This is a genomic window from Pseudoduganella lutea (assembly GCF_004209755.1).
Classification (GTDB): domain Bacteria; phylum Pseudomonadota; class Gammaproteobacteria; order Burkholderiales; family Burkholderiaceae_D; genus Rugamonas; species Rugamonas lutea.
Genome location: NZ_CP035913.1, coordinates 5716705 through 5741764 on the forward strand (window position 1 = coordinate 5716705; position 25060 = coordinate 5741764).

Below are 25060 nucleotides of genomic sequence, written 5' to 3' on the forward strand. Positions count from 1 at the left end.
ACCCCGGTTTCCGGAAATATTTGAACGAAAGAAGAACATGAACCAGATCCGCAAAGCCGTTTTCCCCGTCGCAGGCCTCGGCAGCCGCTTCCTTCCTGCCACCAAGGCGCAGCCGAAGGAGATGCTGCCGATCGTCGACAAGCCGCTGATCCAGTATGCGGTCGAGGAGGCGGTGGCGGCCGGCATCACGGATCTCGTGTTCATCACGGGGCGCAACAAGCGGGCGATCGAGGATCACTTCGACACGGCCTACGAGCTGGAAGCGGAACTGGAAGCGGCGCAGAAGCAGCATCTGCTGGACATGGTGCAGAACGTGATCCCGAAGAACGTCAACTGCATCTACATCCGCCAGTCGGCGCCGCTGGGACTGGGCCACGCGGTGCTGTGCGCGCGCCCGGTCGTCGGCAACGACCCGTTCGCCGTGCTGCTGGCCGACGACTTCATGGATACCCCGGAGGGCGTGCGTCCCGTGCTTGCACAGATGACCGAGCGCTACGAATTCGAGCGTGCCAGCCTGCTGGCCGTGCAGGAAGTGCCGCGAGAAAACACTCGCCAGTACGGCATCGTCAGCGCTTCGCCGTATCGCGAGCGCCTCGAACTGGTGTCGGGCATCGTCGAGAAGCCCGTACCGGAAAAGGCGCCGTCCACGCTGGCCGTGGTCGGCCGCTACGTGCTGTCGGCGCGCATCTTCGACTTCCTCGAGCAGGTGGGCAAGGGCGCCGGCGGCGAGATCCAGCTGACCGACGGCATCGCCGCGCTGCTGGAACACGAGCGCGTGCTGGCCTACCGCTACGAAGGCCAGCGCTACGACTGCGGCTCCAAGCTCGGTTACCTGAAAGCTACCGTGGCGATGGGCCTGAAGCACCCGGAAACGGGCGCCGCGTTCGCCGAATACGTGGCGCAGACGAAGGAAACGCTGTGACCGTGCGCGAGATCCTCCGGATGGGCGACCCGCGCCTGCTGCGGCAGGCCGACCCGGTGCGCGATTTCGATACCCCGGCGCTGCACGCGCTGATCGCCGACATGTTCGACACCATGCATGCCGCGAATGGCGCCGGCCTCGCCGCGCCGCAGATCGGCGTCAACCTGCAGGTGGTGATCTTCGGCTTCAAGTCGAACGTGCGCTACCCGAACGCGCCGCAGGTGCCGGAAACGGTGCTGATCAACCCGGTGCTTTCGCCGCTGTCGGAAGACAAGGAAGAAGGCTTCGAGGGCTGCCTTTCCGTGCCGGGCCTGCGCGGCAGCGTGCCACGCTATACGCGCCTGCATTACGAAGGCTTCGACCAGCACGGCAACCCGATCGTGCGCGACGCCGAAGGTTTCCATGCCCGCGTGGTGCAGCACGAGGTGGACCACCTGCACGGCATCCTGTATCCCGCGCGGATCGTCGATTTCTCGAAGTTCGGGTTTACCAGCGTGATGTTCCCGGAACTGGATCCGGATGACGACGATTGAGCAGGGGAGACTGGTGTAGCGAGGGAAAACCGGTGTCTGACACTATTTTCCGGGGAGGCTTCGGAAAATAGTGTCAGACACCTGATGCATCCGGCGCCAGGTGAGTGCCTGGTGTCGGACACTTTTTCCGGGCGCATCGTCCGGAAAAGGTGTCGGACACCGGTGTTCGCCAGCACGCAATCCGTGCCGGTAAGCACTGCATTTCGATATGCGCCAACGATCATTGGCGCGACAGTAAATCTGGCGTAATATCCCGGCCAGCATTCAATGCCCAGTCACGCACCCAACAACAATCCCGGATTACAAATCCGGGCCATCGGGAGAAACCAGGATGAGCCAACCCTCTTCGTCCAATCCACTTGAATTTTCGGCGCGGGGGATCATCCTCGGCATCCTCATCACGCTGGTCTTCACGGCCGCGCAAGTCTACCTCGGCCTCAAGGTGGGCCTCACGTTCGCCACGTCGATCCCCGCGGCCGTCATCTCGATGGCGCTGCTGTCCGCCTTCAAGGATGCGACGATCCAGGAAAACAATATCGTGCAGACGATCGCCTCGGCGGCCGGCACGCTGGCGTCGGTGATCTTCGTGCTGCCCGGCCTGCTCATGATCGGCTGGTGGGCGCAGATCCCGTTCTGGCCCGTGTTCGGCGCCTGCGCGATCGGCGGCATCCTGGGCGTGATGTACACGATTCCGCTGCGCCGCGCGCTGGTGTCGCAGTCGAAGTTGCCTTACCCGGAAGGCGTGGCCGCGGCCGAGGTGCTGAAGGTGGGCACGCAGTCGCGCGCCGGCGCGCAGGAAGGCAAGGCCGGCCTGAAGGCCGTGGTGCTGGGCACGCTGGCCTCGGCGTTCTTTGCCGCGCTGGCCGGCGCCAAGCTGGTATCCCACGAGGTGGCGCATTACTTCCGCTTCGGCAGCGGCAGCGGCGCCACCGGCCTGGGTGCATCGACGTCGCTGGCATTGATCGGTGCCGGGCACCTGATGGGCATCACGGTCGGCATCGCCATGCTGGTCGGCCTCGTCATCGCCTGGGGCATCCTGGTGCCGGTGCTGACGGCGGCCACGCCGATGGCCGCCGGTGCCTCGGTCGCCGACCATGCGCTCGGCGTGTGGAGCACGCAGGTGCGCATGATGGGCGCCGGCACGATCGGTGCCGCGGCGATCATCACGCTGGCCACGCTGGCCAAGCCCGTGCTGGGCGGCCTGAAGTCGGCGCTCGAAGCGTCGCGCGCGGCGAAGCACGGCGGCGCCGAAGTGCCGCGCGTGGAGCGCGACATGCCGATCTTCATCGTCGGCCTCGTCACGCTGATCTCGATGGTGCCGGCCGGCTGGCTGCTGTCGTCCTTCCTGGAAGGCGGCGTGCTGGCATCGATCGCCACGCCGCTGGTCGTCGTCGGCATCGGCTACATCCTCGTGGCCGGCCTGCTGGCGGCCGCCGTGTGCGGCTACATGGCGGGCCTGATCGGTTCGTCGAACTCGCCGGTGTCCGGCATTGCCATCCTCACGATCCTCGGCGCGGCCACCTCGGTGGGCTTCGTCGGCCGCGAAGTGCTGGGCCCCGATACCGCCCAGGCACTGATCGCGTTCGCACTGTTCGTCACCACCGTCGTGCTGGCGGTGGCCGTGATCGGCAACGACAACCTGCAGGACCTGAAGACGGGCCAGCTGGTCGGCGCCACGCCTTGGAAACAGCAGGTGGCGCTGATCATCGGCGTGTTCGCCGGCTCCTGCGTGGTGCCGCCGGTGCTCGGGCTGCTGAACGAAGCGTATGGTTTTGCCAGTGCGCCGAACCAGAACGCCATTTCAAGCCAGCCGCTGGCCGCGCCGCAGGCCACGCTGATCTCCACGCTGGCGCGTGGCGTGATCGGTGGCGACCTGCCGTGGCACCTGATCGGCTGGGGCGCCGTCATCGGCCTGGTGCTCGTGGCGATCGACTTCATGCTGAAGAAATCGAGCCACGGCAAGTACAGCCTGCCGCCGCTGGGCGTGGGCCTGGCCGTCTACCTGCCGTCGGCCGTGACCGCACCGGTCGTGGTCGGCGCCGTCGCCGGCTACTACTTTGAAAAATCGATGCGCGGCAAGACCTATGGCGAAGCCGCGTCGCGCGTGGGCGTTCTTGTCATGTCCGGCTTCATCGTCGGCGAGAGCCTGTTCAACGTGGCGCTGGCCGCGCTGATCGTGCTGTCCGGGGATGGCGAACCGCTGGCATTCGGTGCCGGTGTCGATGAATCCGTCGGCATGCTGATCGCGCTGGCCGTCGGTGCGGCGATCCTCGTCTCGCTGTACCGCTGGGCCGCCAATTCGGCGCGCAGGATCGAGCAATAAGAGTGAAGGCGGCGCGGCGTGGGGTCATCCCCGCGCCGGCACGCCTTTGTCGCACCCACATTTTGCAGGAGCGTACGTCGCATGAATGCCATCGCAGGACATCGGCTGGGGCAGGGAACCTGGTACATGGGCGAAAATGCCGCCGCCAGGAACGACGAGGTCCGCGCGCTGCAGCTGGGCATGGACCTCGGCATCACGCTGATCGACACCGCCGAGATGTATGGCGAAGGCGGTGCCGAAAAGGTGGTGGGCGCGGCGATCGCCGGCCGGCGCGATGAAGTCACCCTCGTCAGCAAGGTCTATCCGCACAATGCCGGCCGCGCCGATGTGCAGCGCGCGTGCGAGCGCAGCCTGGCACGCCTGGGCACCGACCGCATCGACCTGTACCTGCTGCACTGGCGCGGCGGCGTGCCGCTGGCCGAAACGCTGGAAGGATTCGAACGGCTGCGCGCGGCCGGCAAGATCCTCGCTTATGGCGTGAGCAATTTCGATACCGCCGACATGGACGAAGCGGCGCGCGTTCCGGGCGGCAGGGCGATCGCCGCCAATCAGGTGATGTACAACCTGCGCCGGCGCGGCATCGAGTTCGACCTGCTGCCGTGGTGCCGCGAGCGCACCGTTCCCCTGATGGCTTACTCCCCGCTGGAATCGGGCCGGCGCGAACAGCAGCGCCTCTTCGCCGATCCGTCCCTGCGGCAGGTCGCGGACCGGCACGGCGCGACGCCCGCGCAGGTCGCGCTGGCATGGCTGATGGCGCAGCAGGGTGTCATCGCCATCCCGAAAGCGGTGCAGCCCGAGCACGTGCGCGCCAACCGCGCCGCGCTCGATATCGTGCTGACGTCCGAAGACCTCGCGGTGCTGGACGCGGCATTCCCGCCACCGGCACGGAAGATGCCGCTGGACGTGCTCTGAATACCGGGAAGCGGCATCGCGCCGGCTAGGCGCTGCGAACGATCCGGTTGCGGCCGGATCTCTTTGCGGTGTAGAGCGCCGCATCGGCGGCGCCCAGCATCGCTTCGACGGGAATGGCTGGTTTGTCCCAGCATGCTACCCCGATGCTGACGGTGGAGTGCAGTGGCGCGTCGCCGCCCACCGCTACCGGGTGGGCGGCAAAGGCGTCGCAGATGCGCTGGGCGATCGCGCACGCGGCATCCGGGCTGCATCCGGGGAGTAACACGGCGAATTCCTCTCCACCCAGCCGGCCCAGCAGATCGCCCTTGCGCAGGTGCGACTGGGCGACGCCTGCAAAGCTGGTCAGGACGACGTCGCCCGCGGCATGACCGTGGTTGTCATTGACCGCCTTGAACAAATCGATATCCATCATCAGGACGGCCACTGGCTGGCGCTGCACCTTGGGCGTGGCCAGCACGGCTTCGGCACCGGTCATGAAACCGCCCCGGTTGAGCGCATGGGTCAGCGAGTCGTGGGAGGCGACATGCATCAGGCGGGCCAGCAGCGCATTGCGCGCCGCCATCACGCTCGCCACCGTCAATGGGGCCAGCGCCGTGAAGATCACGCCAACGCGTAGCGACATGACCGCCTCCTGGCTGTCGAAACTGGCGCCGATCAGCAAGGTGCCGTTGGAAATGGCGATCAGGGTCCACATCGAAAAGAACAGGGTGATGCAAGCCGTGGCGAACCGACCGTACGTTAGCGCGCACCAGAGCATGGCGGGAACCGGGTAGGGAATGACGCCCGGACCGCCAAGCTGCGTGCCCAGCCACAGGCTGGCGGCGAATGCGGCCAGCGGTGCGATTTCTTCCGCCCGCAGGCTGGGCCAGTCGGTGCGGCGCTTGTACCTGGCCAGCCCGCGCGACAGCGTGGGCATGGTCAGCATCACGGGCAGCATGGCGATGTAATTGACCAGTTCCGTGGAAAACCAGAAGGCGAAGCCGTGGGCCGGCGTGCCGCCATACAGCCGGGGATGGATAAAGAAGCCGGCCACGCCGGCGGCAGCCGCACCGCTGATAACCACCAGCACAAAGCGCACCATCGAGCTGGCATTCCGCAAGCCCCGGTGTGCCTCGCTCATGCGGGACAGCGCCAGATAACAGACTGACACGCCCATCAGGTTTGCCCAGATGAGCATGAGGGTCTTGGGCCAGCTTTGCAGCATTTCGGTGTCGCCCAGCACGTAGCCGATGATGGCGGCCGCCCAGTGCGCCAGTGTCGGGGGATGGGCGCGCCGGAGCAGCAGGCCGACCAGCACGGCGTTACTGGGCCAGAATGCCGACAGCGTGTCTGGCTGCGCCGTATAGATGCCGAAAATCGTGCAGGCGTAGACGATCACGCCGACCATCAGCGCGTCCTTCAGATCCATGCTGGCGATTGACTGGCCGACAAGGGCAGTCCGGTTGGTACTCATGCAGATCCCCTTCGATCACCGTGGCCGAGCCGGGGCTGGCGGGATCAGCGCCGCCCCACCGCCATCTTGTCGATAGCCTGCGAGACGGTCGCCTGCATCTGCGGCGACAGGTTGACGAAGCGGCAGCCGATCTGCACCTGTTCGCCCAGCAGGAAGGAGCGGAAACGGCGCGACAGGCGCACTTCGAGGTCGCAGATGACGACGGCGTCGCCGAGCTCCAGCCGCACACGCTGCAGCTTGCGGCCGATGTGCAGGCCGGGTGCATCGCGCGGGGCGCAGCGCATGCCGATGCCGCCGGCGGCCACGTCGTACAACTGCATTTCATAGGGCGTGCCGAACATCACGAACGATGCCGTGTAGTTGCCGACCACCGGTGTTTCCAGGCGCTTGGCGGCGCGCCGGTTCAGCACCAGGCACAGTTCGGGGAAGGGGATTGGTACGAGCGATGCGGTGCCCGGCACCGGCATCCATTCGGCCGTGAGGTCGAACTGGAAGCGCGCGGAGTCGAGGCGGCTGACGAAGGTGCAAGGGCCCTCCGGCAGCACGACGCCGTCGCTGAGGCGCAGCGTGATGACCGGATCGGTGGCGTCGATGGCATCGATGCGCGCCAGGATGGGCGTGCCCGCGCCGTTCGCGTAGATCGTCACGGGTTCGCCACGGTCGTACAGGTTTTGCAGCGCCGCGCGGATATCGGCCGCGTCGGTGATCTCGTGGGGCTGGGACGCCAGCGGAATGGGGTCGACAATGTCCGCCGCGCCCAGCCTGCGGCGACGCGGCGACATCCCGGCGGTGACGAGATCGCCCGCTGCCTCCGTCCTGAGGTAGGCGGTCACGCCGCCGGATGCGGGCGACGGCGGCGTGTCCAGCCGCCGTTGCGCGCTGGCGCGCTGGACGGTCGTGGATTGCAGCCAGGGCAGGTGATCGCGGAGGTTCTTGGGCAGGAAGGTCATGGCGGGACTCGGCAGTTTCAGTCTGCAAGGATATCAGCAAATCCTTTGATCGCAGTCAAGTTTATTGCCGTAGGGCTAGTCCAGGTCCTCGGTTTGTCGCTAAAAACGCTCATCCGGCGCGAGGTAGCGCCACTGGCCAACCGGCAGGTCACCCAGCTTGACCTTGCCGATGCGCACGCGCTTCAGGCCCACCACCTTCAGGCCGACCATATCGCACATGCGGCGAATCTGGCGCTTCTTGCCCTCGCGTAGCGTAAACGACAACTGGTCTTCGTTCTGCCAGCGCACCTTGGCGGGCAGCAGGGGCTTGCCGTCCATCCACAGGCCGTGGTTCAGCTTTTTCAGGTCCGCGTCGGGCAATTTTCCCGGCTTCGTGTATTCCACGCGCACCAGGTATTCCTTGTCGATGTCCGTGTCGTGGCCGATCAGGTGTTTCGCCACGCGGCCATCCTGCGTGAGCACGAGCAGGCCCACGGAATCGATGTCGAGCCGGCCGGCGGGCACGAGGCTGCGCAGCTGCGTGGGGTGGAACTGCTCGGGCGACGGGTCGTCGGGCCAGTGGTTTTCCGGCTTGATCAGCGCCACGGCGGGCGTGTAGCCATCCTCGGCCTGGCCGCTGACATAGCCCATCGGCTTGTTGATCAGGATCGTCACGCGCTTGCTCTGCTCGGCGGCGGCCTGCCGCTCGACGGTGACTTTCTGGCTCGGATAGACTTTCGTGCCCAGTTCGGACACCACATTGCCATCCACGCGCACCCACCCTTTGGCGATCCATTCATCGGCTTCGCGGCGCGAGCACAACCCCAGTTCGGACATGCGTTTCGATAAACGCAACAATTCTTCAGACATTACAGACTCAGACTTTCAAGGCTTCCAGTAAATCGGTTTCCAGCTGCAGTTGCGTGCGCGCGCTCGCCAGCGACTGGCCGTCGACGATGAACACGTCTTCCACGCGCTCGCCCAGGGTCATCACCTTGGCGGTGTGCAGGTTCACGCGGTATTTCGTCAGCACGTTGGCGATCGAGTACAGCAGGCCGGTGCGGTCGTTGGCCGTCACCGACAGCAGGTAGTACTGGCCGCGTTCGTCCGAACGCAGGTCCACGGTGGGCTGGATCGGGAACGTGCGCGACAGGCGCGACAGCCGGCCGCGCACGGGCGGCTGCATCGGCGCCTGCTTCTGCAGCAGGTCGCACAGTTCGTGCTCGATCAGGTTGATGATGTCGCGGTAGCTTTTTGCAAAGCTCTGCTCCGTCACCAGGAACGTGTCGAGCGCGTAGCCGTGCTTCGTGGTGTGGATCTTCGCATCCAGGATCGAGAAATTCTTGCGGTCGAAGTAGCCGCAGATGCGCGCGAACAGGTCGGGCTGGTCCTTGACGTACACGGCGATCTGCAGGCCTTCGCCGATCGGCGCCAGCCGGCATTTCACCACCGGCTTCTCGCTGTCCAGCCGGTCGTACAGGGCGCGTGTCTGCCAGGCGATGTCGGAGGCATCGTGGCGCAGGAAATACGCCATGTCGAGCTGCTTCCACAGCGCCTCGTGCGCCGATGGCGGCAGGCCATACAGCCGCAGCGTGGCCAGTGCTTCCTGCTGGCGGTTCTTCAGTTCGCGATCGGCCGAATGCGGTTCGCCGCCCAGCACCCGCAGCGTCATCTTGTACAGGTCTTCGAGCAGCTTGGCCTTCCAGGCATTCCACACCTTCGGGCTGGTGCCACGGATGTCGCACACCGTCAGCAGGTAAAGGCCGGTGAGGTGGCGTTCGTCGCGCACGGCCTTCGCGAACGCTTCGATCACGTCCGGGTCCGACAGGTCCTGCTTCTGCGCCACGGTCGACATCAGCAGGTGGTGCTCGACGAGGAACGCCACCAGCTCCGTCTCGTCGGCGCTCATGCCGTGCTCCTGGCAGAACTGCACGGCGTCGGCCACGCCCAGCTTTGAATGGTCGCCGCCGCGGCCCTTGGCGATGTCGTGGAACAGCGCGGCCACGTACAGCAGCCAGTGCTGCGGGTAGTTGGCCATCAGCTGGCTGCAGTACGGATATTCGTGCGCGTGTTCCGTCATCGTGAAGCGGCGCATATTGCGCACCACCATCAGGATGTGCTGGTCCACCGTGTACACGTGGAACAGGTCGTGCTGCATCTGCCCCACGATCTTGCGGAAGTTCGGCAGGTAGCGGCCCAGGATCGACAGTTCGTTCATGCGGCGCAGCGCATGGATGATGCCGGAAGGCGCCTGCAGGATGCGCAGGAAGTAGGCGCGGTTGACGGGATCGGCGCGGAACGCGGCGTCGATCTCGAAACGCTCGTGCCACAGCGCGCGCGTGGCGCGGGCCGTGATGCCTTTCAGCGCGGGCCGCTCCGTCATCAGCACGAACACTTCGAGGATCGCCGACGGCGTGCGCGCGAACACGTCGTCGCTGGCGATGTCGATGAAGCCATTGACTTCGTTGAAGCGCTCGTTGATCGGATGGGTGTCGCACCCTTGCGGGAACAGCATCGCCTCGATGTTCTGCAGCATGATGGTGTTCAGCTGCACCACGGCCTTGGCGGCCCAGTAGTAGCGCTGCATCAGGTATTCGCTGGCGCGGCGCATGTGCACGCCGCTGCCGGTGGTCTGCAGGCCCAGGCTTTCGGCGATCGCCGTCTGCACGTCGAACACCAGGCGGTCTTCGCGGCGGCCGGCGTGCAGGTGCAGGCGCACGCGGATATCCTTGAAGGCGCGCTCCTTTTCCATCAGCTGGCGCGCCTCGGTCTGCGTGATCAGGCCACGCGTGGCCAGCGTGCGCCACGAACTGGCCAGGCCCGCCGCCTTGGCCATCCACAGGATCACCTGCAGGTCGCGCAGGCCGCCGGGGCTTTCCTTGCAATTCGGTTCGAGCGAGAACGCGGTGTCTTCATACTTGGCGTGGCGCTGGCGCATCTCGGCGGTCTTCGCGTGGAAGAACGCCTGCGGGTCCATCGCCGCGTCGTAGGCGCGTTCCAGCTGCGCGAACAGTTCGGCGTTGCCGGTGACGAGCCGCGCTTCGAGCAGGCTCGTTTGCACCGTGATGTCGGCCTCGGATTCGGCCAGGCATTCCTCCACCGTGCGGATCGACGAGCCGATTTCCAGCCCCAGGTCCCACAGCAGCTGCACCAGTTCCTCAAGGCGGTGGCGGGTGTCCTCGTCCGGGCTCTGGCCCAGCAGGATCAGCACGTCCACGTCCGAATAGGGGAACAGCTCGCCGCGGCCATAGCCGCCCACGGCCACCAGGGCCGTCTGCGCCGGCAGGCCGGCCGCCTGCCACGCCTGCGTCAGCACGTCGTCCACGCTCTGGCGCAGGCTGCGCAGCAGCTTTTCCGGCTTGCCATCCTCGCGGAACGTGGCAATCACGACCTGGCGGTCGGACTTCAGCCGCAGCTTGAGGGAACTGCGCAGCTGTTCACGGGGATCGCTGTTCATCGCGATGGAGGACATGGGGTCAGGCCGCGGCGCTTGCCTGGGCGATGAAGGCCGGCGGCGGCGGCGAACCCGCCGACAGCGTCAACACCTCGTAGCCGGTTTCCGTCACGAGCACCATGTGTTCCCACTGGGCGGACAGGCTGCGGTCCTTCGTCTTGATCGTCCAGCCGTCGCCCATCTCGCGGATTTCCCGGCGGCCGGCATTGATCATCGGTTCGATCGTGAAGATCATGCCCGGCTTGAGCTCTTCGCCGGTGCCCGGCTTGCCGTAGTGGAGCACCTGCGGCTCTTCATGGAAGACCTTGCCGATGCCGTGGCCGCAGAACTCGCGCACCACGCTGTAGCCGGCCTTTTCGGCATGCTGCTGGATCGCGTGGCCGATGTCGCCGAAGTGGCCGCCCGGGCGCACCTGGGCGATGCCGAGCCACATGCATTCATAGGTGATCTCGGTGAGGCGTTTGGCCAGGATCGTCGGCGGGCCGATGTAGAACATGCGGCTGTTGTCGCCGTGGTAGCCATCCTTCGTGATGATCGTGATATCCAGGTTCACCACGTCGCCGTTCTTCAGCACCTTGTCGCCGGGGATGCCGTGGCAGATCACGTCGTTGACCGACGTGCAGATCGCCTTCGGATACGGCGGGTAGCCGGGTGGCTGGTAATTCAGCGGCGCCGGTACCGTGCCTTGCACGTTCGTCATGTATTCGTGGCACAGGCGGTCCAGCTCGCCCGTGGTGACACCGGGCTTGACGAACGGGGTGATGTAGTCGAGGACTTCGGCACCGAGGCGGCCGGCGAGGCGCATGCCTTCGATATCTTCGGGGGTCTTGATCGTGATGGCCATGTTTCTTGAGTATTTCGGGCGACAAACCACGATTATAGACGACGTAGCCCCCGAGAGTCGTTATCGCCGCTTCGTGCCGGCAGCCTTTGAGAGTCTGGTGTCGGACACCGGCTTCACGGTGTTGGACACCGGTTTTCGGTCGATCAGCCCCGCACTACCGAACCGAAGAACCGCACCATCTCCCGGCTCGCATCCGGCCCGGTCGGATCGGTATAGCTGCCACTGGCGCTCCCCCGGCCCAGGCATGGCCCGCGCCGTGCAGCTGCCAATGCTCGGCGAGCACGCGGCCATCCTTCGCCTTGTGGAGCGTGCGCGTGTACTTGCGCCCGCCGCTGGCCTTGGCCGACGCCACTTCCGGCATGCCCGCCTCATGCGCCACCAGGCCGTGCTGCAACACGTCGTTGCCGTTCTTCTGGTTCACGGTGTGATCCTTGTCGCCATGGAACACGATCACCGGCGGGCTGGCGACGGGCCGCGCATGGCCCTTGGCACCCTGCTGCATGGCCTGCAATGCCGAGGGGAGGTCGCTGGCACTGCCGATGGGCAGGCCGGAGTGGACGCCGACCGCGTTGAACAGTTCAGGGTACAGCGCACCCACCACGATCGCCATCGCGCCGCCGGCCGACAGCCCGGCAATGCTGACGCGCGCCGGGTCGACCGCGAAATCGGCTATCACCTGGCGGGCGATGCCGGCGATGATCGCCGGCTCGCCCCGGTCGCGCTGCTGGTCGGCCACGCTGAACCAGTTCCAGCATTTCGAGCTGTTGGCCTGCTGCGTCTGCCCGGGGTAGGCGACGAGGCAGCCGGTTTCTTCCGCGACCTGGTTCATCCGCGTGCCGGCGGCGAAATCGTCCGGGTCCTGCGTGCAGCCGTGCAGCATCACGACCAGCGGCACCGGCTGGTCCGCCTTGTAAGTGCTCGGCACATACAGCTTGTAGCCGCGCGTGCCTGCGCTGCACGTAAAACTGGCGCTGTCGAAGCGGGCGCCGTCCGGCAGCGGGGGAGGGGGCGTGCGCTTGCGGGCACCGGGCAGCTTGCCGTTCTTCAGTGCTTCTGGCAGGCCGTCGAGCAGGCCCTCGGGCAATCCGCCCTGGAAGCCACCCTTGAATTTTTCCTTGAAGCTGTCGGCAAGGCCTTCGGGCAGCGTGATGCCGGACTTCGCCAGTATGTCGGCCAGGCCGGACATGGCGGTGCCGGCATGCGGCGTCTCGCCCTGCTTTGTTTCCGGCTTTTCTCCCGGCGCGGCGTGCGGCGGCTGCGTGGGTTTCGGTGCAGCTTTGCGCGCACGGAAAGCGGGGCGTGCCGGCGCTTTTTCCGGCGGCGCGTTCAAGTCTTTCATCGTGGCGCCGGCGCCCGGCGCCGTAAAGGAGGCATCGGCGCGAGGCGCCGTGTGGATGCCATTGTCGGTGGCATCCGTTTCGGGCGCGGTGTCACCGGCCAGGGCGCGCTGGATCGCGGCTGTGGCGGCCATCGGGCCGTCCTTCATCAACTCTTGCGTGGCTGCCTGCAGGCGGGCCATCAGTGCGGAATCGAATTTCATATCGTGCCTTCCATGGGGTGAGGCGTGGATGAGTATTGCGTGGAGCAGCGGTGCTGCCCACATGTCCGGATGGCTGCCGGTCAGTTGATGCGCCCTGCCAGTGCCGCCTTCACGGCGGGGCTGGCATGGAGCGCGCCCAGTACCGTGATCGAGCCGATCGTCGCCGCCGCCAGTTCAGCCGTTACGTCGGGCGCGATCGTTGCCAGCCCAAGCACGCGGATGTTGAGCATCTCGCCTGCGGTGCGGGCCGCTTCGAGGTCGGCGCTGGAAAACTGCTGCAATCCCAGCACGAACTGGTTGCGCTCGACCGTTTGTTTCACCACGTCCGCATGCTGATTCAGCTGGTTGCGGATCGCGGTTCGGATCAGGTCGGTGCGGTTGGCATAGAAACCCTGCTGTACGAGCAGGTCGATCTGGCCCAGGTCCACGGGGAACAGGTTGATCGTGATCTTTTCGGAATCGGCGGGGCGCAGCTTCAGGTCGGGCATGGTGTTTCCTCTTCAACCTTCCATTTGCCATCCAAGTGGATGGTATATGGATGATTCTAGACCGATTTCAAGGCATGTCACCGATTTATTTTCAAAACAGTTCGTTGGCGTTCCATGCGCCCGGCACGTGGCTGCGTGCTTTGCGTGGTGGACGCTCGCCTGCCTGCCGCTTATTGCGGGGCTTCCTGTCCATGGCGGGTTTTAGGGGCTTGCCTGGAACGGTCTTGGCTATAGCGCGCTTCGTCACTGGCAAGGCTTTCGACGCTTGCCGGCGCGCTGGATCGATGCGCACGGCGTCGAACATCGCGCCGCCCCATAACAGCACGAGCTGGCCCGGGTTGCGGATATACACGTCCGTACACCCGAGCTCGACCATGGTAACGGGCGTCGGCAAGTGCAGCCGCTGGGCGCTCGAGTGCAGCTTTTCCTGCATGTGCGGTTCCGGTATCACGCGCTCGGCCCAGAACTCCGGCTGGGAGCAAAGTTCCTCGCCCACGCGTACGGCCGTTTCGCTGATCGTCAGGAATTTGCCCAGCAACGTTTTTGTTTCCGCCGCATCGAGCGAGGCGATCGTTGCGAAGTCGAGCACGGACACCAGTTGCCATGTGCCGATGACGCTGCGGTCGCGGAACTCGTCGCGGGCGCTCGCGCTGGGGAGATGGGAAAAGAAGAAGGCAATCGCCAGCGTTGAAAGCCGCGCCAAGGGATGCCACCAGGGCGCCAGGGAATTGCGTGTCGTTCTGCTTGCCATGATTGCCTCAGGGAATTAGTCCTGATGAGCAACATAGCGAATCGGGTGGCGGCGGCTTTGAGGTGTGGCAAGAGGCGTGGCAAGGGGTGTGGCAAAAGCCTCGGGCCGCGCGGCAATGTGCGTCCCGGTAAGGCTGGACCGTCGGCAGGGTTTCGCCCACGGTCGTTGTCGGAGGGTCAGGCGCCCGGACGGTTTTCCTTCAGGTCCTCGGCTTCGAGCATGTATCCCTCGTCCGCCGCCAGTTGCGCATCGGGCGGCAGCTTTTCATGGGCCCGCGCCCGGTCCAGCAGCACGTGCACGGTCTCGATCTTGTGGCGGATCGCGTCGGCCAGCGATGCGAGCGTCAACTTCTCCGGCAGCATCAGCTCGCATGCCTCGGCTGCCTGCGCGGCCGGATGGTCGGGGGTGATGTCACCTTGCGCACCGGATTCGTCGCGCTCGATCAGTTGCAGCACGTTGCGCAGGCCTTGTTCCAGTTCTTCCAGTCGGCTTGATTCCATAATTTTTTCCTTGTTTCAGTCTCAATCGTGTTCTCAAGCATACGCCGGCAGGCCGCATCGCGACGCCCGATACCTGCGCAGGGATCTGCCACACATTGCCACAAGTTAGCATTCATGAAATAATATTGAATGATAACTATTCTCATTTGTGCCAATGGCCGACAATGCTCATCGAGAGAAAAACAATGACCCTGAAAAAGACGCCCGTCGCGATCGCCGCGATGCTGCTTGCCCATGCCGCCGCCGTTGCCGGCCCCGCCAATGAGCCGACGTTCGCGCCCGCCGAAGGGCAGCCAGCCATCGTCACCATCACCGGTGCCCGGGGCGAATCACCCGCCTACAACCCGCCCGCATCGACCAGCGCGATGAAGATCGAGGCGCCGCTGCGCGATATCCCGCAAACCGTGAACGTGATTCCGGAACAGCTGCTGCGCGACCAGGCGGTACTGTCGATGGAAGATGCCATGAAGTCCGTGCCGGGCGTGGGGCTGTCCCATGGCGATGGCCAGCGCGACCAGGTGACCTTGCGTGGCTTTTCCGCGATCTCCGACCAGTTCGTGGACGGTTTTCGCGACGATGCGCTGTACTTCCGCGACATGTCGAACGTGGAGCGCATCGAGGTGCTGAAGGGACCGGCGGCCGTGCTGTACGGCCGGGGTTCGTCCGGTGGCCTCATCAACCGCATCACGAAGCGCCCGGGCATCGACCGCAGCGAAGTGACGGTGCGCGTGGGCAGCCACAAGCAGCGGCGCGGCGAAGTGGACGTTGCCCGCACCCTGGGTAATACGGGGATGGCATTCCGCATCACCGGCGCCGTCGAGCGGGCGGACAGCTACCGCGACCAGCAATTCCTCGACCGCGACGCGATCGCGCCATCGCTGCTGGTGTCGCTGGGTGCTTCCACGAGCCTGCTGGTGCAGGCCGAGCACCTGTCCGACCGCCGTGTGACCGATTTTGGCATTCCTTCCTACCAGGGGCGCCCGGTGAGCGTGCCGGCCGGCACATACTATGGCGCCGCCAACGCGCGTGACGTCGATTTCTCGCAGGCCGAGGTGACCGCGGGCGGCTTCACCCTGGAGCACCGCCTCGGCGAGCGGATCGCCCTGCGCAACGCTTTCCGAAAATACGATTACACGCTGGCCCGGAACAACACGCTGGTCGGTGCCGTGAACGAGGCGGCGGGGACGGCTTCACTGAACCGCACGAACCTGCGCCGCGAGGAAGATGGCTGGTTCAACCAGACGGAGGTCACGCAGACGGCATCGCTGGCCGGCATGACGCACCGCCTGCTGTATGGGGTGGAAATCGGCAGGCAGGACAAGGACCAGGTGAACCGCTCGCAAAGCAATGTCGCCACCGTCGCGCTGTTCAATCCCGTGTCGCCTGTGCTGCCGCTGGCGCTGAACGTCGCGCCGGGCACCGATAACCGCGGCATCTTCACCACGCGAGCCGTCTATGTACAAGACCTGGTCGAGCTGTCGCCGGCATGGAAGGCGTTGGCCGGAGTGCGCTACGACCGCTTCGAGCAGGAAACGCGCGAACGCAGGGCGGGACAGGCCGACCTGCACCGCGTGGACGCTGGCTGGAGCCCGCGCGCAGGCCTCGTGTGGCAGCCGGGCGCGACGCAGTCGTACTACGCGTCGTTCAGCCGCTCGTTCCAGCCATCGGCCGAAAACTTCCCGCTGGCCGCGAACAATGCGCAGATCGCGCCCGAGAAAACCACGAACAGGGAAGTGGGCGGCAAGTTCGATCTGTTCGGCGGGGCGCTGTCCGCCACGGCTTCCCTGTTCCGGCTGGAGCGGACCAACGTCAAATACACGGACCCCGTCACCAACCTGCTGGTGCCGGTCGGCACACAGCGCTCCGACGGGCTGGAGCTGACGCTGGCCGGCCAGGTCGCGTCGGGCTGGCAGGTATGGTCCGGCTATTCGTTCCTGGATGCAAAGGTGATCTCGTCCCCGGCGCTGGACAACAGCGACAACGTCATCAAGCGGGTGCCCGTGCAGGGCAAGCGTGCCACGCTCACGCCGCGGCACAGCGCCAACCTGTGGATCGCGCGATCGTTCAATGCCGCGCTGCGCGGCGGCATCGGCCTTGTCGCGGTCGGCGAGCGGTTCGCCAATCCCGGCAACACGGTGGCATTGCCGGGGTATGCCACGGTGGATGCGATGGTGGGGTACCGGATCGCGTCGGTCGACCTGCAGCTCAACGTGACCAACCTGCTCGACCGGGGATATATCGTCTCGGGGCATGGCACCGCGCCGAACCTGAACATGCCCGGCGCGCCGCGCGGCGCGAGGTTGACGGCGCGGTACCGGTTTTAAGGATGCCTTGGCGGAGCACAGGAACATCGTTTGATTGTTTGCCTGTCTTCCGCTAAAATGCCGGGTTGCTCGGACTCGTTTCGAGCAATGTTGTAAAAACCTCACTTTTTAATAAACTCGAACCCGCTCTGCAAGGGTGCCCGCAAGGGTGACTGAGCTGGTTCCAGACCCAACCCTGGAGTAAAAAATGTCTGTAACGATGCGTGAAATGCTGGAAGCCGGCGTCCATTTCGGTCACCAAACCCGATTCTGGAACCCAAAGATGGCTCCGTTCATCTTCGGCCACCGCAACAAGATTCACATCATCAACCTGGAAAAGACCATGGAGCTGTACCAGGAGGCGATGAAGACGGTTCGCCAACTGTCGGCCAACCGTGGCACGATCCTGATGGTGGGCACCAAGCGCCAGGCGCGTGACATCGTCGCCGCTGAAGCCCAGCGCGCAGGTGTTCCTTACGTCGACCAGCGCTGGCTGGGCGGCATGCTGACCAACTTCAAGACCATCAAGACCTCGATCAAGCGCCTGAAGGACATGGAAGCGCAAGTGGCCGACGGTTCCGTGGAAAAGCTGACCAAGAAAGATGCGCTGCTGTTCAGCCGCGAAATGGAAAAGCTGCAGAAGTCCATCGGCGGTATCAAGGATATGGGCGGCGTGCCTGACGCGATCTTCGTGATCGACGTTGGCTACCACAAAGGTGCGATCACCGAAGCCCAGAAGCTGGGTATCCCGGTCATCGGCATCGTCGATACCAACCACTCGCCAGCCGGCGTGACCCACGTGATCCCGGGTAACGACGACTCGTCCAAGGCGATCAGCCTGTACGCCCGCGGCGTGGCCGATGCGATCCTGGAAGGCCGTGCCAACGCGTCGACCGAAGTGCTGGAGTCGATCAAGACGGCCGAAGGCGACGAGTTCGTGGAAGTGAACGAACAGGCTTGATGCCAGTGTCCGCCTCCGGCGGACATCAGCTTTACATAAAAGGCTGTTAAAAAGGGGTGGCTTCCAGCTCCCCTTTTTTTTAACAACGTGCCCGATGAGCAGGCTGCCATGAGGCGCCGCCGGGGCACCCCACCGAATACAGGAGAAAACATATGGCAGCGATTACCGCAGCAATGGTCGGCGAACTGCGCGCTAAGACCGACGCACCGATGATGGAATGCAAGAAGGCCCTGACCGAAGCGGCCGGCGACATGGACAAGGCAGAAGAGATCCTGCGCGTCAAACTGGGCGGCAAGGCTGCCAAGGCTTCCGCGCGCGTGACCGCCGAAGGCGTCGTCGCGGCATTCATCTCGGGCAACGTGGGCGCCCTGGTCGAAGTGAACTCCGAAACCGACTTCGTCGCCAAGAACGACGATTTCCTGTCGCTGGCAAGCACCGCCGCGCGCCTGGCCGCTGAAAAGAACCCGGCCGACGTGGCTGCCCTGCTGGCACTGCCGACCGAATCCGGCCAGACGCTGGAAGAAGTGCGTTCCGCCCTGGTTGGCAAGATCGGCGAAAACATGTCGATCCGTCGCTTCCAGCGCTTTGAAACGACCGGCAAGCTGGCTTCGTACCTGCACGGCACGAAGATCGGCGTGATCGTCGACTTCGAAGGCGCAGACGACCAGGTGGGCAAGGACGTGGCCATGCACATCGCCGCAATGAAGCCGGTGTCGCTGTCCGCCGACCAGGTGCCTGCCGAGATGATCGAGAAAGAGCGCTCGGTTGCCCAGGCCAAGGCCGACGAAGATGCAGCCCAGGCTGCCGCAGCCGGCAAGCCGGCCCAGTCGCCGGAAATCGTGGCCAAGCGCCTCGAAGGCTCCGTGCAGAAGTACCTGAAGGAAGTGTCGCTGCTGAACCAGGCATTCGTGAAGAACGACAAGCAGTCCGTCGAGCAGATGCTGAAGGCCGCCAACGCGTCCGTGAAAGGCTTCACCATGTACGTGGTGGGCGAAGGCATTGAAAAGAAAGTAGACGATTTCGCCGCAGAAGTGGCAGCCCAGATGGCTGCTTCCAAGGGAGCGTAATCATTAAACGGGCCGCAAGGCCCGTTTTTTTAGAGCTGCGGCTCTTGGGAAGCGCCCAATTAAAACGCATTGCCGACCGTCCCCGCGTGGGTTGCACGGTTGGAGCATCACCCCGGCGCGCAGGGCTTTGAAGCTATCATTGCGGCCGGAATGTCACTGAATACATTTACTTAGGAGCCCCAGCTCATGTCAAAACCAGCCTACAAGCGCGTCCTCCTCAAATTGTCCGGTGAGGCCCTGATGGGCGATGACCCCTATGGCATCAACCGCGCAACGATCGAGCGCATGGTCGCCGACGTGGCCGAGGTCGCGAAACTGGGCGTGGAACTGGCAGTCGTGATCGGCGGCGGCAACATCTTCCGTGGCGTGGCGCCAGGCGCCCAGGGCATGGACCGTGCCACCGCCGACTACATGGGCATGCTGGCCACCGTCATGAACGCGCTGGCCCTGGCCGACGCGATGCGCCACGTGGGCGTCGTCGCGCGCGTGATGTCGGCAATCGGCATCGAGCAGGTCGTCGAACCGTACGTGCGCCCGAAAGCGCTGCAGTACCTGGAAGAAGGCAAGGTCGTGATCTTCGCGGCCGGCACCGGCAATCCGTTCTTCACCACCGATACCGCCGCCGCACTGCGCGGTTCGGAAATGTCGGCCGAGATCGTGCTGAAGGCCACCAAGGTCGACGGCGTCTACAGCGCCGACCCGAAGAAGGACCCGGATGCCACGCTGTACAGCACCATCAGCTTCGACGAGGCAATTGCCAAGCAGCTGCAGGTGATGGACGCCACAGCCTTCGCGCTGTGCCGCGACCAGAAGCTGCCGATCAAGGTCTTCTCCATCACCAAGCCAGGCGCTATGATGCGCGTGATCATGGGCGAGGCAGAAGGTACGCTCGTTCACGTCTGATATACGAAACCCCAGAACAACAGGAGAGCAGCATGTCTACCGCTGACATCAAGAAGAACGCCCAGGACAAGATGGCGAAATCGCTGGAAACGCTGAGGGCCGACCTGGCCAAGGTGCGTACCGGCCGTGCCCACGTGGGCATCCTGGACCATGTAATGGTCGATTACTACGGCAACCCGACGGCGATCAACCAGGTGGCCAACCTGACGCTGATCGACGCGCGCACGATCGGCGTGACGCCGTTCGAAAAGAAAATGGGTACCACGATCGAAAAGGCCATCCGCGATGCCGACCTGGGCCTGAACCCGTCCGCCCAGGGCGACACGATCCGTGTGCCGACCCCGCCGCTGACCGAAGAGCGCCGCAAGGAAATGGTCAAGCTGTGCAAGAGCGAAGCCGAGGATGCCAAGATTGCCGTGCGTAACATCCGCCGCGACGCCAACGAGCAGCTGAAAAAGCTCGTGAAGGACAAGTCGATCTCCGAGGACGACGAACGCCGCGCGTCGGACGACGTGCAAAAGCTGACCGACAAGGCGATTGCCGACATCGACAAGATCGTCGCCGAGAAAGAAAAGGAAGTGCTGACGGTGTAAAGCCGAAAATGGCGCGAAGTCTTGGCGCCTGGGCCGATTCTCCCGTGGAATACGGCCCGCAGTGAGCCGGAGCCGCTCGAAACTCGTTATCGACCCAGCGGCAAAGGCTGGGGTCAGACCCGTCGGGTCTGACCCCGGATGTCGCTTCTGGGCTTGACTTGCCGAGCGTAGCCGGGAACAAGCGCCTATTATCAGGAAAATATTTCTTGAAAATAGGTGCCTGTCCCCGGTTTTTTTTGTACAGTTCATCTTTTGGCGTTAAAGCGTTACTAATGAGATATACGAGTTCGACGACCGCAGTGCCCAACGTGCCGAGTGTGCCGCGCCACGTGGCGATCATCATGGACGGCAACGGCCGCTGGGCCACCAAGCGTTTCCTGCCCCGCGTGGCGGGCCACGTCAAGGGCGTGGAAGCGGTGCGCACCGTCGTTGAAGCCTGCGTCAGCCGCGGCGTCGAATACCTCACCGTGTTTGCGTTCAGTTCCGAGAACTGGCGCCGGCCGGAAGAGGAAGTGTCCCTGCTGATGCGCCTGTTCGTCACCGCGCTCGAGCGCGAAGTGGCGAAGATGCACGCCAACGACATTCGCCTGAAAGTGGTCGGCGACCTGTCCCGTTTCGATGCCAAGCTGCGCGACATGATCGCTGCCGCCGAGCGCAAGACCGCCAACAACACCCGCCTCACCGTCACCGTGTGCGCCAACTATGGTGGCCGCTGGGATATCATGCAGGCAATCGGCAAGATGGTCTCGGCACATCCGGGCGCCACGGATTTCTCCGAAGCGCAGCTTGCGCCGCACCTGGCGATGGCCTATGCACCCGAGCCGGACCTGTTCATCCGCACCGGCGGCGAGGAGCGCATCTCGAATTTCCTGCTGTGGCAGCTCGCGTACACGGAACTGTATTTCACGGATACGTACTGGCCCGATTTCACCGCCGAGAAGCTGGACGAAGCCATTGCGTCCTACCAGCACCGCGAACGCCGCTTTGGCCGCACCGGTGAACAACTGAAAAAATAACAAACAAAAAAGCATGCTGAAGACCCGGATCATTACCGCCGTCATCCTGTTCGTCGTGCTGGTGGCCGTGCTGTTCTCCGGCTCGCTGCCGGCCGTGCAGGCCCTCGTCGCCATCGCGTTCGTCGCGGTCACGTGGGAAGCCTTCCGGCTGTTCAAGCTGCGCGCGCCGGTCGTCGTCGCCGTTTGCTGGACGGCCGCCTTCGTTTACACGTTCTTCTTCAACGCCGGCCTCGAGCAGGCGCGTTTCTGGCTGGCGCTGGGCGTCGCCATCTGGCTGCTGCGCTTCCTGCCCGCCCTGAAGGTGGGCCTGCCGCCGATGGAAGGCTTCGGCAATACGCTGCTGTCCATGGTGTACGCGGCCACGATCGTCTCGTGCTTCGTGGCGATCCTGGTGCTGTTCCAGCGTTCGCCGCTGTACCTGATCTCCGTGATGGCCCTCGTCTTCATCGCCGACATCGGCGCCTACTTCTCCGGCAAGGCATTCGGCAGGCGCAAGCTGGCGCCCTCGATCTCGCCCGGCAAGACGGTGGAAGGCGCGATCGGCGGCTGGATCGCCGTGCTTGTGCTGTCAGCGATCACGATCCTCGCCGCGCCGTACCAGCCATGGCTGCAGGATACCTTCGCCGTGCGCGTGCAGGCGGCACTGGGCTGGGGCATCGTCCTGGCCGCGCTCTCCGTCATCGTCGGCGGATCGATCGTCGGCGACCTGTTCGAATCCCAGTTGAAGCGGCGCTCCGGCTTCAAGGACAGCAGCAACCTGCTGCCCGGCCATGGCGGCGTGCTCGACCGTATCGATGCGCTCGTGCCCGTGCTGCCGATCGCGGCGCTCATCGGCGGCTGGCTCTAAAAGAAACGGCACCTGCCAGCCCATGAGGCCGGCAGGTGCCAGAGGAATTGACTATGCAAAGCATCACCATCCTTGGCGCCACCGGTTCCATCGGCGTCTCCACGCTCGACGTCATTGCCCGCCATCCCGACCGCTACACCGTCCATGCGCTGTCCGCCCACGGCCGCGTCGACGAACTCGCGGCACAGTGCCGGCAGTTCCGGCCGAAAGTGGCCGTCGTTGGCAGCGCTGAAGCGGCCGACCGGCTGGCCGCGCTGCTGCGCGCCATGCACCTCGACACGCAGGTGGCGTGGGGCGAGCAGGCGCTGTGCGATATCGCGTCAAGTGGCGAGGTCGATGCCGTGATGGCGGCGATCGTCGGCGCCGCCGGCCTGGCGCCCACGCTGGCCGCCGCGCGCGCCGGCAAGAAAGTCATGCTGGCCAACAAGGAAGCGCTGGTGATGTCCGGCCAGCTGTTCATGGATGCCGTCGAATCCAGTGGCGCGACGCTGCTGCCGATCGATTCCGAGCACAACGCCATCTTCCAGTGCCTGCCGTCGAGCTACTGCCGCGTGCCCGAGGCGGCCGGCGTCACGAAGATCCTGCTGACCGCCTCCGGCGGTCCGTTCCTCAAGCGCGCCGTCGAAACGCTCGACGCGGTCACGCCTGCCGAGGCCTGCAAGCACCCGAAATGGGTCATGGGCCGCAAGATTTCCGTCGATTCGGCGACGATGATGAACAAGGGCCTGGAAGTGATCGAGGCGCACTGGCTGTTCGGCGCCCCGGCGGCGCAGATCGAAGTCGTCATCCACCCGCAGTCGGTGATCCACTCGATGGTGTCGTATGCGGATGGTTCCGTGATCGCCGAACTGGGCAATCCGGACATGCGCACGCCGATCGCCAATGCGCTGGCCTACCCGGAGCGGATCGCCTCCGGCGTTGCCCAGCTCGACCTTACGCAGGTGGGCACGCTGCAGTTCGAAAAGCCCGACTTCAACCGTTTCCCCTGCCTGGCGCTGGCCTACGACGCGCTCGAAGCCGGCGGCACCGCCCCCGCGCTGCTGAACGCGGCCAACGAAGTGGCCGTGCAAGCCTTCCTCGACGAGCGCATCGGCTTCCGCCAGATCGACCGTGTGATCGCCGGCGTGATGGACTCGCTGCCGCACGGCCCCGCATCGTCGATCGAGGCCGTGATGGCACAGGATGCAATGGCCCGCGCCGCGGCCGAACGCGCCATCGCGGCGCTGGGCCATCCGCTGAAGGCGGCCAGCGCCTGACGACCATCCGATCCACGCGCCTCCCGGGAGCATCGCCATGAACCTGCTGCAGACGGTCGTCGCCTTCGTCATCGTGCTCGGCACGCTCGTGGTCATCCACGAACTGGGCCATTACCTGGTGGCGCGCTGGTGCGGCGTGAAGGTGCTGCGTTTTTCCGTGGGCATGGGCCGCGTGGTGTGGTCCCGCCGCGTGGGGCCCGACCAGACGGAATGGGCGGTCTCCGCGCTGCCGCTGGGCGGCTACGTGAAGATGCTCGACGCCCGCGACCAGGACGTGAAGGACATCGCCGAGGCGGACCTGCCGCGCGAGTTCACGCGCCAGAATGTGTGGAAGCGCATCGCCATCGTGGCCGCCGGGCCGATCGCGAACTTTCTGCTGGCGATCGTGCTGTTCGCCGGGCTCTACATGCACGGTATCGAAGAGCCGGCCACGCGCCTTGCCGCGCCGGCGGCGCAAACGCCCGCGTCCGTCGCGGGCCTGGACCGCGACGACATGGTGCGCGCCGTCAACGGCAATGCCGTCCAGGGCTGGTCCGAGCTGCGCTGGCAGCTGATCGAAGCCGTCGTCGCATCGAAGGATGGCGACGGGGTCAGCGTGGAAGTGGAGCGACCGGGGCGTGGCCGCTTCACGTTCACGCTGCCGGCCGCCGCGCTGCGCACGGTCGATCTCGATGGTGACGTGCCGGGCGCGCTGGGCTTCAACGTCTGGCTGCCCGCGCCCGTGCTGGGCAAGATCGATCCGCAGGGCGCGGGTGCCCGCGCCGGCCTGCGCACCGGCGACCAGGTGGTGGCGATGGATGGCACGCCGGTGGAGGACATCGCCACCTTCAGCGGCGCGATCCGCAAGGCCGCCGCACGCACCGTGCAGCTCGACGTGCGGCGCGACGGCGCCATGGTGCGCGTGCCCGTGGTGCCGGAAGCCGTTTCGGGTAAAGACGGTGTAACAGTCGGTAAGATCAAGGTCGAGCTGCTGGGCCGGCCGGATATGATCGTCGTGGCGGACGGCCCGTTCGGCGCCGTGGCCAAGGCCGTGCGCAAGGTGTGGGACACCAGCGTGCTGACGATGCGCATGATCGGCCGCATGATCACCGGCGAGGTCTCGTGGAAGAACGTGACCGGACCCATCACGATCGCCGACTACGCGGGGCAGACTTCGCGCATCGGCCTGGCGAGCTACCTGTCGTTCATGGCGGTCGTCAGCATCAGCCTGGGGGTGATGAATTTGCTCCCGATACCGGTTCTGGATGGCGGCCATTTGCTGTATTATTCGCTGGAAGTTTTGACTGGGCGCCCGGTGCCGGAGCGTTTTGGGGAGATTGCACAGCGTCTGGGTGTCGGGTTGTTGGTGACCTTGATGGCGCTCGCTGTATTCAACGATGTCGCGCGGTTGCTGTAACCCGCCCGCCGCGTGCAGTCTCGTATTTGGGAAGCTGGTTCGGAATGATTGCGGGCGAGGTGTCGAAAG

General features: G+C 65.0%; 22 protein-coding genes. 13 read left to right on the forward strand and 9 right to left on the reverse strand.

All coding sequences use genetic code 11. The features are described 5' to 3' along the window. The first annotated feature begins 37 nt into the window (after nucleotides 1–37). The 4 genes from galU to EWM63_RS24320 all read left to right on the forward strand — a co-directional run bounded on the left by galU (nucleotide 38) and on the right by EWM63_RS24320 (nucleotide 4690). Entirely contained in the window at nucleotides 38–922 is an 885-nt protein-coding gene (galU, locus tag EWM63_RS24305; RefSeq protein WP_130188827.1) for a UTP--glucose-1-phosphate uridylyltransferase GalU, read from the forward strand. Then, complete coding sequence (gene def / locus EWM63_RS24310) at nucleotides 919–1455, forward strand: peptide deformylase (RefSeq protein WP_130188828.1); 537 nt, start codon at nucleotides 919–921, stop codon at nucleotides 1453–1455. Before galU ends, def begins: the two co-directional genes overlap by 4 nt. A gap of 331 nt (nucleotides 1456–1786) precedes the next feature. Beyond that, nucleotides 1787–3778: an OPT family oligopeptide transporter gene (locus EWM63_RS24315; RefSeq protein ID WP_130188829.1), complete on the forward strand. Its 1992-nt coding sequence runs from the start codon at nucleotides 1787–1789 to the stop codon at nucleotides 3776–3778. Nucleotides 3779–3859: 81 nt separating this feature from the next. After that, a complete protein-coding gene (locus EWM63_RS24320; protein WP_130188830.1) occupies nucleotides 3860–4690 on the forward strand; it encodes an aldo/keto reductase in 831 nt (276 codons plus the stop codon). A 25-nt stretch (nucleotides 4691–4715) separates the two neighbouring features. Here the strand turns inward: EWM63_RS24320 and EWM63_RS24325 are convergent, their stop codons facing one another. The 9 genes from EWM63_RS24325 to EWM63_RS24365 form a co-directional block, all read right to left on the reverse strand. Beyond that, complete coding sequence (locus EWM63_RS24325; protein ID WP_130188831.1) at nucleotides 4716–6143, reverse strand: GGDEF domain-containing protein; 1428 nt, start codon at nucleotides 6141–6143, stop codon at nucleotides 4716–4718. Nucleotides 6144–6187: 44 nt separating this feature from the next. Next, nucleotides 6188–7093: a flagellar brake protein gene (locus tag EWM63_RS24330; protein WP_229487488.1), complete on the reverse strand. Its 906-nt coding sequence runs from the start codon at nucleotides 7091–7093 to the stop codon at nucleotides 6188–6190. 99 nt (nucleotides 7094–7192) lie between these two features. Then, complete coding sequence (locus tag EWM63_RS24335) at nucleotides 7193–7942, reverse strand: pseudouridine synthase (protein WP_207221143.1); 750 nt, start codon at nucleotides 7940–7942, stop codon at nucleotides 7193–7195. Nucleotides 7943–7949: 7 nt separating this feature from the next. After that, entirely contained in the window at nucleotides 7950–10544 is a 2595-nt protein-coding gene (locus EWM63_RS24340) for a [protein-PII] uridylyltransferase (RefSeq protein ID WP_130188832.1), read from the reverse strand. 4 nt (nucleotides 10545–10548) lie between these two features. Next, nucleotides 10549–11400, reverse strand: a complete 852-nt coding sequence (map, locus tag EWM63_RS24345; RefSeq protein ID WP_259772492.1) for a type I methionyl aminopeptidase — start codon at nucleotides 11398–11400, stop codon at nucleotides 10549–10551. Between the two features lie 124 nt (nucleotides 11401–11524). Continuing rightward, nucleotides 11525–12910 carry an extracellular catalytic domain type 1 short-chain-length polyhydroxyalkanoate depolymerase gene (locus EWM63_RS24350; RefSeq protein WP_229487489.1) on the reverse strand — a complete coding sequence of 462 codons (1386 nt, stop codon included), beginning with the start codon at nucleotides 12908–12910 and terminating at the stop codon, nucleotides 11525–11527. Between the two features lie 80 nt (nucleotides 12911–12990). Beyond that, nucleotides 12991–13398: a ribbon-helix-helix domain-containing protein gene (locus EWM63_RS24355; RefSeq protein ID WP_130188834.1), complete on the reverse strand. Its 408-nt coding sequence runs from the start codon at nucleotides 13396–13398 to the stop codon at nucleotides 12991–12993. Nucleotides 13399–13489: 91 nt separating this feature from the next. After that, on the reverse strand, nucleotides 13490–14149 hold the full coding sequence (locus tag EWM63_RS24360) for a hypothetical protein (protein ID WP_130188835.1): 660 nt from the start codon (nucleotides 14147–14149) through the stop codon (nucleotides 13490–13492). 176 nt (nucleotides 14150–14325) lie between these two features. Then, on the reverse strand, nucleotides 14326–14649 hold the full coding sequence (locus EWM63_RS24365; protein ID WP_130188836.1) for a hypothetical protein: 324 nt from the start codon (nucleotides 14647–14649) through the stop codon (nucleotides 14326–14328). A 185-nt stretch (nucleotides 14650–14834) separates the two neighbouring features. On the opposite strand from EWM63_RS24365, the gene EWM63_RS24370 reads away from it, so the two are divergent. The 9 genes from EWM63_RS24370 (at nucleotide 14835) to rseP (ending at nucleotide 24991) form a co-directional block, all read left to right on the forward strand. Then, nucleotides 14835–16973 (forward strand): TonB-dependent receptor, encoded by a 2139-nt coding sequence (locus tag EWM63_RS24370; protein WP_130188837.1) that lies wholly within the window; start codon nucleotides 14835–14837, stop codon nucleotides 16971–16973. A 187-nt stretch (nucleotides 16974–17160) separates the two neighbouring features. Next, entirely contained in the window at nucleotides 17161–17913 is a 753-nt protein-coding gene (gene rpsB / locus EWM63_RS24375) for a 30S ribosomal protein S2 (RefSeq protein WP_130188838.1), read from the forward strand. 152 nt (nucleotides 17914–18065) lie between these two features. Further along, on the forward strand, nucleotides 18066–18980 hold the full coding sequence (gene tsf, locus EWM63_RS24380; RefSeq protein ID WP_130188839.1) for a translation elongation factor Ts: 915 nt from the start codon (nucleotides 18066–18068) through the stop codon (nucleotides 18978–18980). 186 nt (nucleotides 18981–19166) lie between these two features. Next, the gene (gene pyrH, locus EWM63_RS24385; RefSeq protein ID WP_130188840.1) at nucleotides 19167–19883 is read left to right on the forward strand and encodes a UMP kinase; all 717 of its coding nucleotides are present in this window, start codon (nucleotides 19167–19169) and stop codon (nucleotides 19881–19883) included. A 32-nt stretch (nucleotides 19884–19915) separates the two neighbouring features. Continuing rightward, nucleotides 19916–20476: a ribosome recycling factor gene (gene frr / locus EWM63_RS24390; RefSeq protein WP_130188841.1), complete on the forward strand. Its 561-nt coding sequence runs from the start codon at nucleotides 19916–19918 to the stop codon at nucleotides 20474–20476. 272 nt (nucleotides 20477–20748) lie between these two features. Continuing rightward, entirely contained in the window at nucleotides 20749–21492 is a 744-nt protein-coding gene (gene uppS, locus EWM63_RS24395; RefSeq protein WP_130188842.1) for a polyprenyl diphosphate synthase, read from the forward strand. Nucleotides 21493–21505: 13 nt separating this feature from the next. Then, complete coding sequence (locus EWM63_RS24400) at nucleotides 21506–22339, forward strand: phosphatidate cytidylyltransferase (protein ID WP_130188843.1); 834 nt, start codon at nucleotides 21506–21508, stop codon at nucleotides 22337–22339. Nucleotides 22340–22392: 53 nt separating this feature from the next. Further along, the gene (ispC, locus tag EWM63_RS24405) at nucleotides 22393–23595 is read left to right on the forward strand and encodes a 1-deoxy-D-xylulose-5-phosphate reductoisomerase (RefSeq protein WP_130188844.1); all 1203 of its coding nucleotides are present in this window, start codon (nucleotides 22393–22395) and stop codon (nucleotides 23593–23595) included. A 37-nt stretch (nucleotides 23596–23632) separates the two neighbouring features. Then, entirely contained in the window at nucleotides 23633–24991 is a 1359-nt protein-coding gene (gene rseP / locus EWM63_RS24410; protein WP_130188845.1) for an RIP metalloprotease RseP, read from the forward strand. Nucleotides 24992–25060: the final 69 nt, after the last annotated feature.

Bases quoted from the DNA above. Each gene is read 5' to 3' on its own strand.
- galU (WP_130188827.1), top strand. From the start codon at position 38: ATGAACCAGATCCGCAAAGCCGTTTTCCCCGTCGCAGGCCTCGGCAGC.
- EWM63_RS24315 (WP_130188829.1), top strand. From the start codon at position 1,787: ATGAGCCAACCCTCTTCGTCCAATCCACTTGAATTTTCGGCGCGGGGG.
- EWM63_RS24320 (WP_130188830.1), top strand. From the start codon at position 3,860: ATGAATGCCATCGCAGGACATCGGCTGGGGCAGGGAACCTGGTACATG.
- EWM63_RS24325 (WP_130188831.1), bottom strand. From the start codon at position 6,143: ATGAGTACCAACCGGACTGCCCTTGTCGGCCAGTCAATCGCCAGCATG.
- EWM63_RS24330 (WP_229487488.1), bottom strand. From the start codon at position 7,093: ATGACCTTCCTGCCCAAGAACCTCCGCGATCACCTGCCCTGGCTGCAA.
- EWM63_RS24335 (WP_207221143.1), bottom strand. From the start codon at position 7,942: ATGTCTGAAGAATTGTTGCGTTTATCGAAACGCATGTCCGAACTGGGG.
- EWM63_RS24340 (WP_130188832.1), bottom strand. From the start codon at position 10,544: ATGTCCTCCATCGCGATGAACAGCGATCCCCGTGAACAGCTGCGCAGT.
- EWM63_RS24350 (WP_229487489.1), bottom strand. From the start codon at position 12,910: ATGAAATTCGATTCCGCACTGATGGCCCGCCTGCAGGCAGCCACGCAA.
- EWM63_RS24355 (WP_130188834.1), bottom strand. From the start codon at position 13,398: ATGCCCGACCTGAAGCTGCGCCCCGCCGATTCCGAAAAGATCACGATC.
- EWM63_RS24360 (WP_130188835.1), bottom strand. From the start codon at position 14,149: ATGGCAAGCAGAACGACACGCAATTCCCTGGCGCCCTGGTGGCATCCC.
- EWM63_RS24365 (WP_130188836.1), bottom strand. From the start codon at position 14,649: ATGGAATCAAGCCGACTGGAAGAACTGGAACAAGGCCTGCGCAACGTG.
- EWM63_RS24370 (WP_130188837.1), top strand. From the start codon at position 14,835: ATGACCCTGAAAAAGACGCCCGTCGCGATCGCCGCGATGCTGCTTGCC.
- rpsB (WP_130188838.1), top strand. From the start codon at position 17,161: ATGTCTGTAACGATGCGTGAAATGCTGGAAGCCGGCGTCCATTTCGGT.
- tsf (WP_130188839.1), top strand. From the start codon at position 18,066: ATGGCAGCGATTACCGCAGCAATGGTCGGCGAACTGCGCGCTAAGACC.
- pyrH (WP_130188840.1), top strand. From the start codon at position 19,167: ATGTCAAAACCAGCCTACAAGCGCGTCCTCCTCAAATTGTCCGGTGAG.
- frr (WP_130188841.1), top strand. From the start codon at position 19,916: ATGTCTACCGCTGACATCAAGAAGAACGCCCAGGACAAGATGGCGAAA.
- uppS (WP_130188842.1), top strand. From the start codon at position 20,749: ATGAGATATACGAGTTCGACGACCGCAGTGCCCAACGTGCCGAGTGTG.
- EWM63_RS24400 (WP_130188843.1), top strand. From the start codon at position 21,506: ATGCTGAAGACCCGGATCATTACCGCCGTCATCCTGTTCGTCGTGCTG.
- ispC (WP_130188844.1), top strand. From the start codon at position 22,393: ATGCAAAGCATCACCATCCTTGGCGCCACCGGTTCCATCGGCGTCTCC.
- rseP (WP_130188845.1), top strand. From the start codon at position 23,633: ATGAACCTGCTGCAGACGGTCGTCGCCTTCGTCATCGTGCTCGGCACG.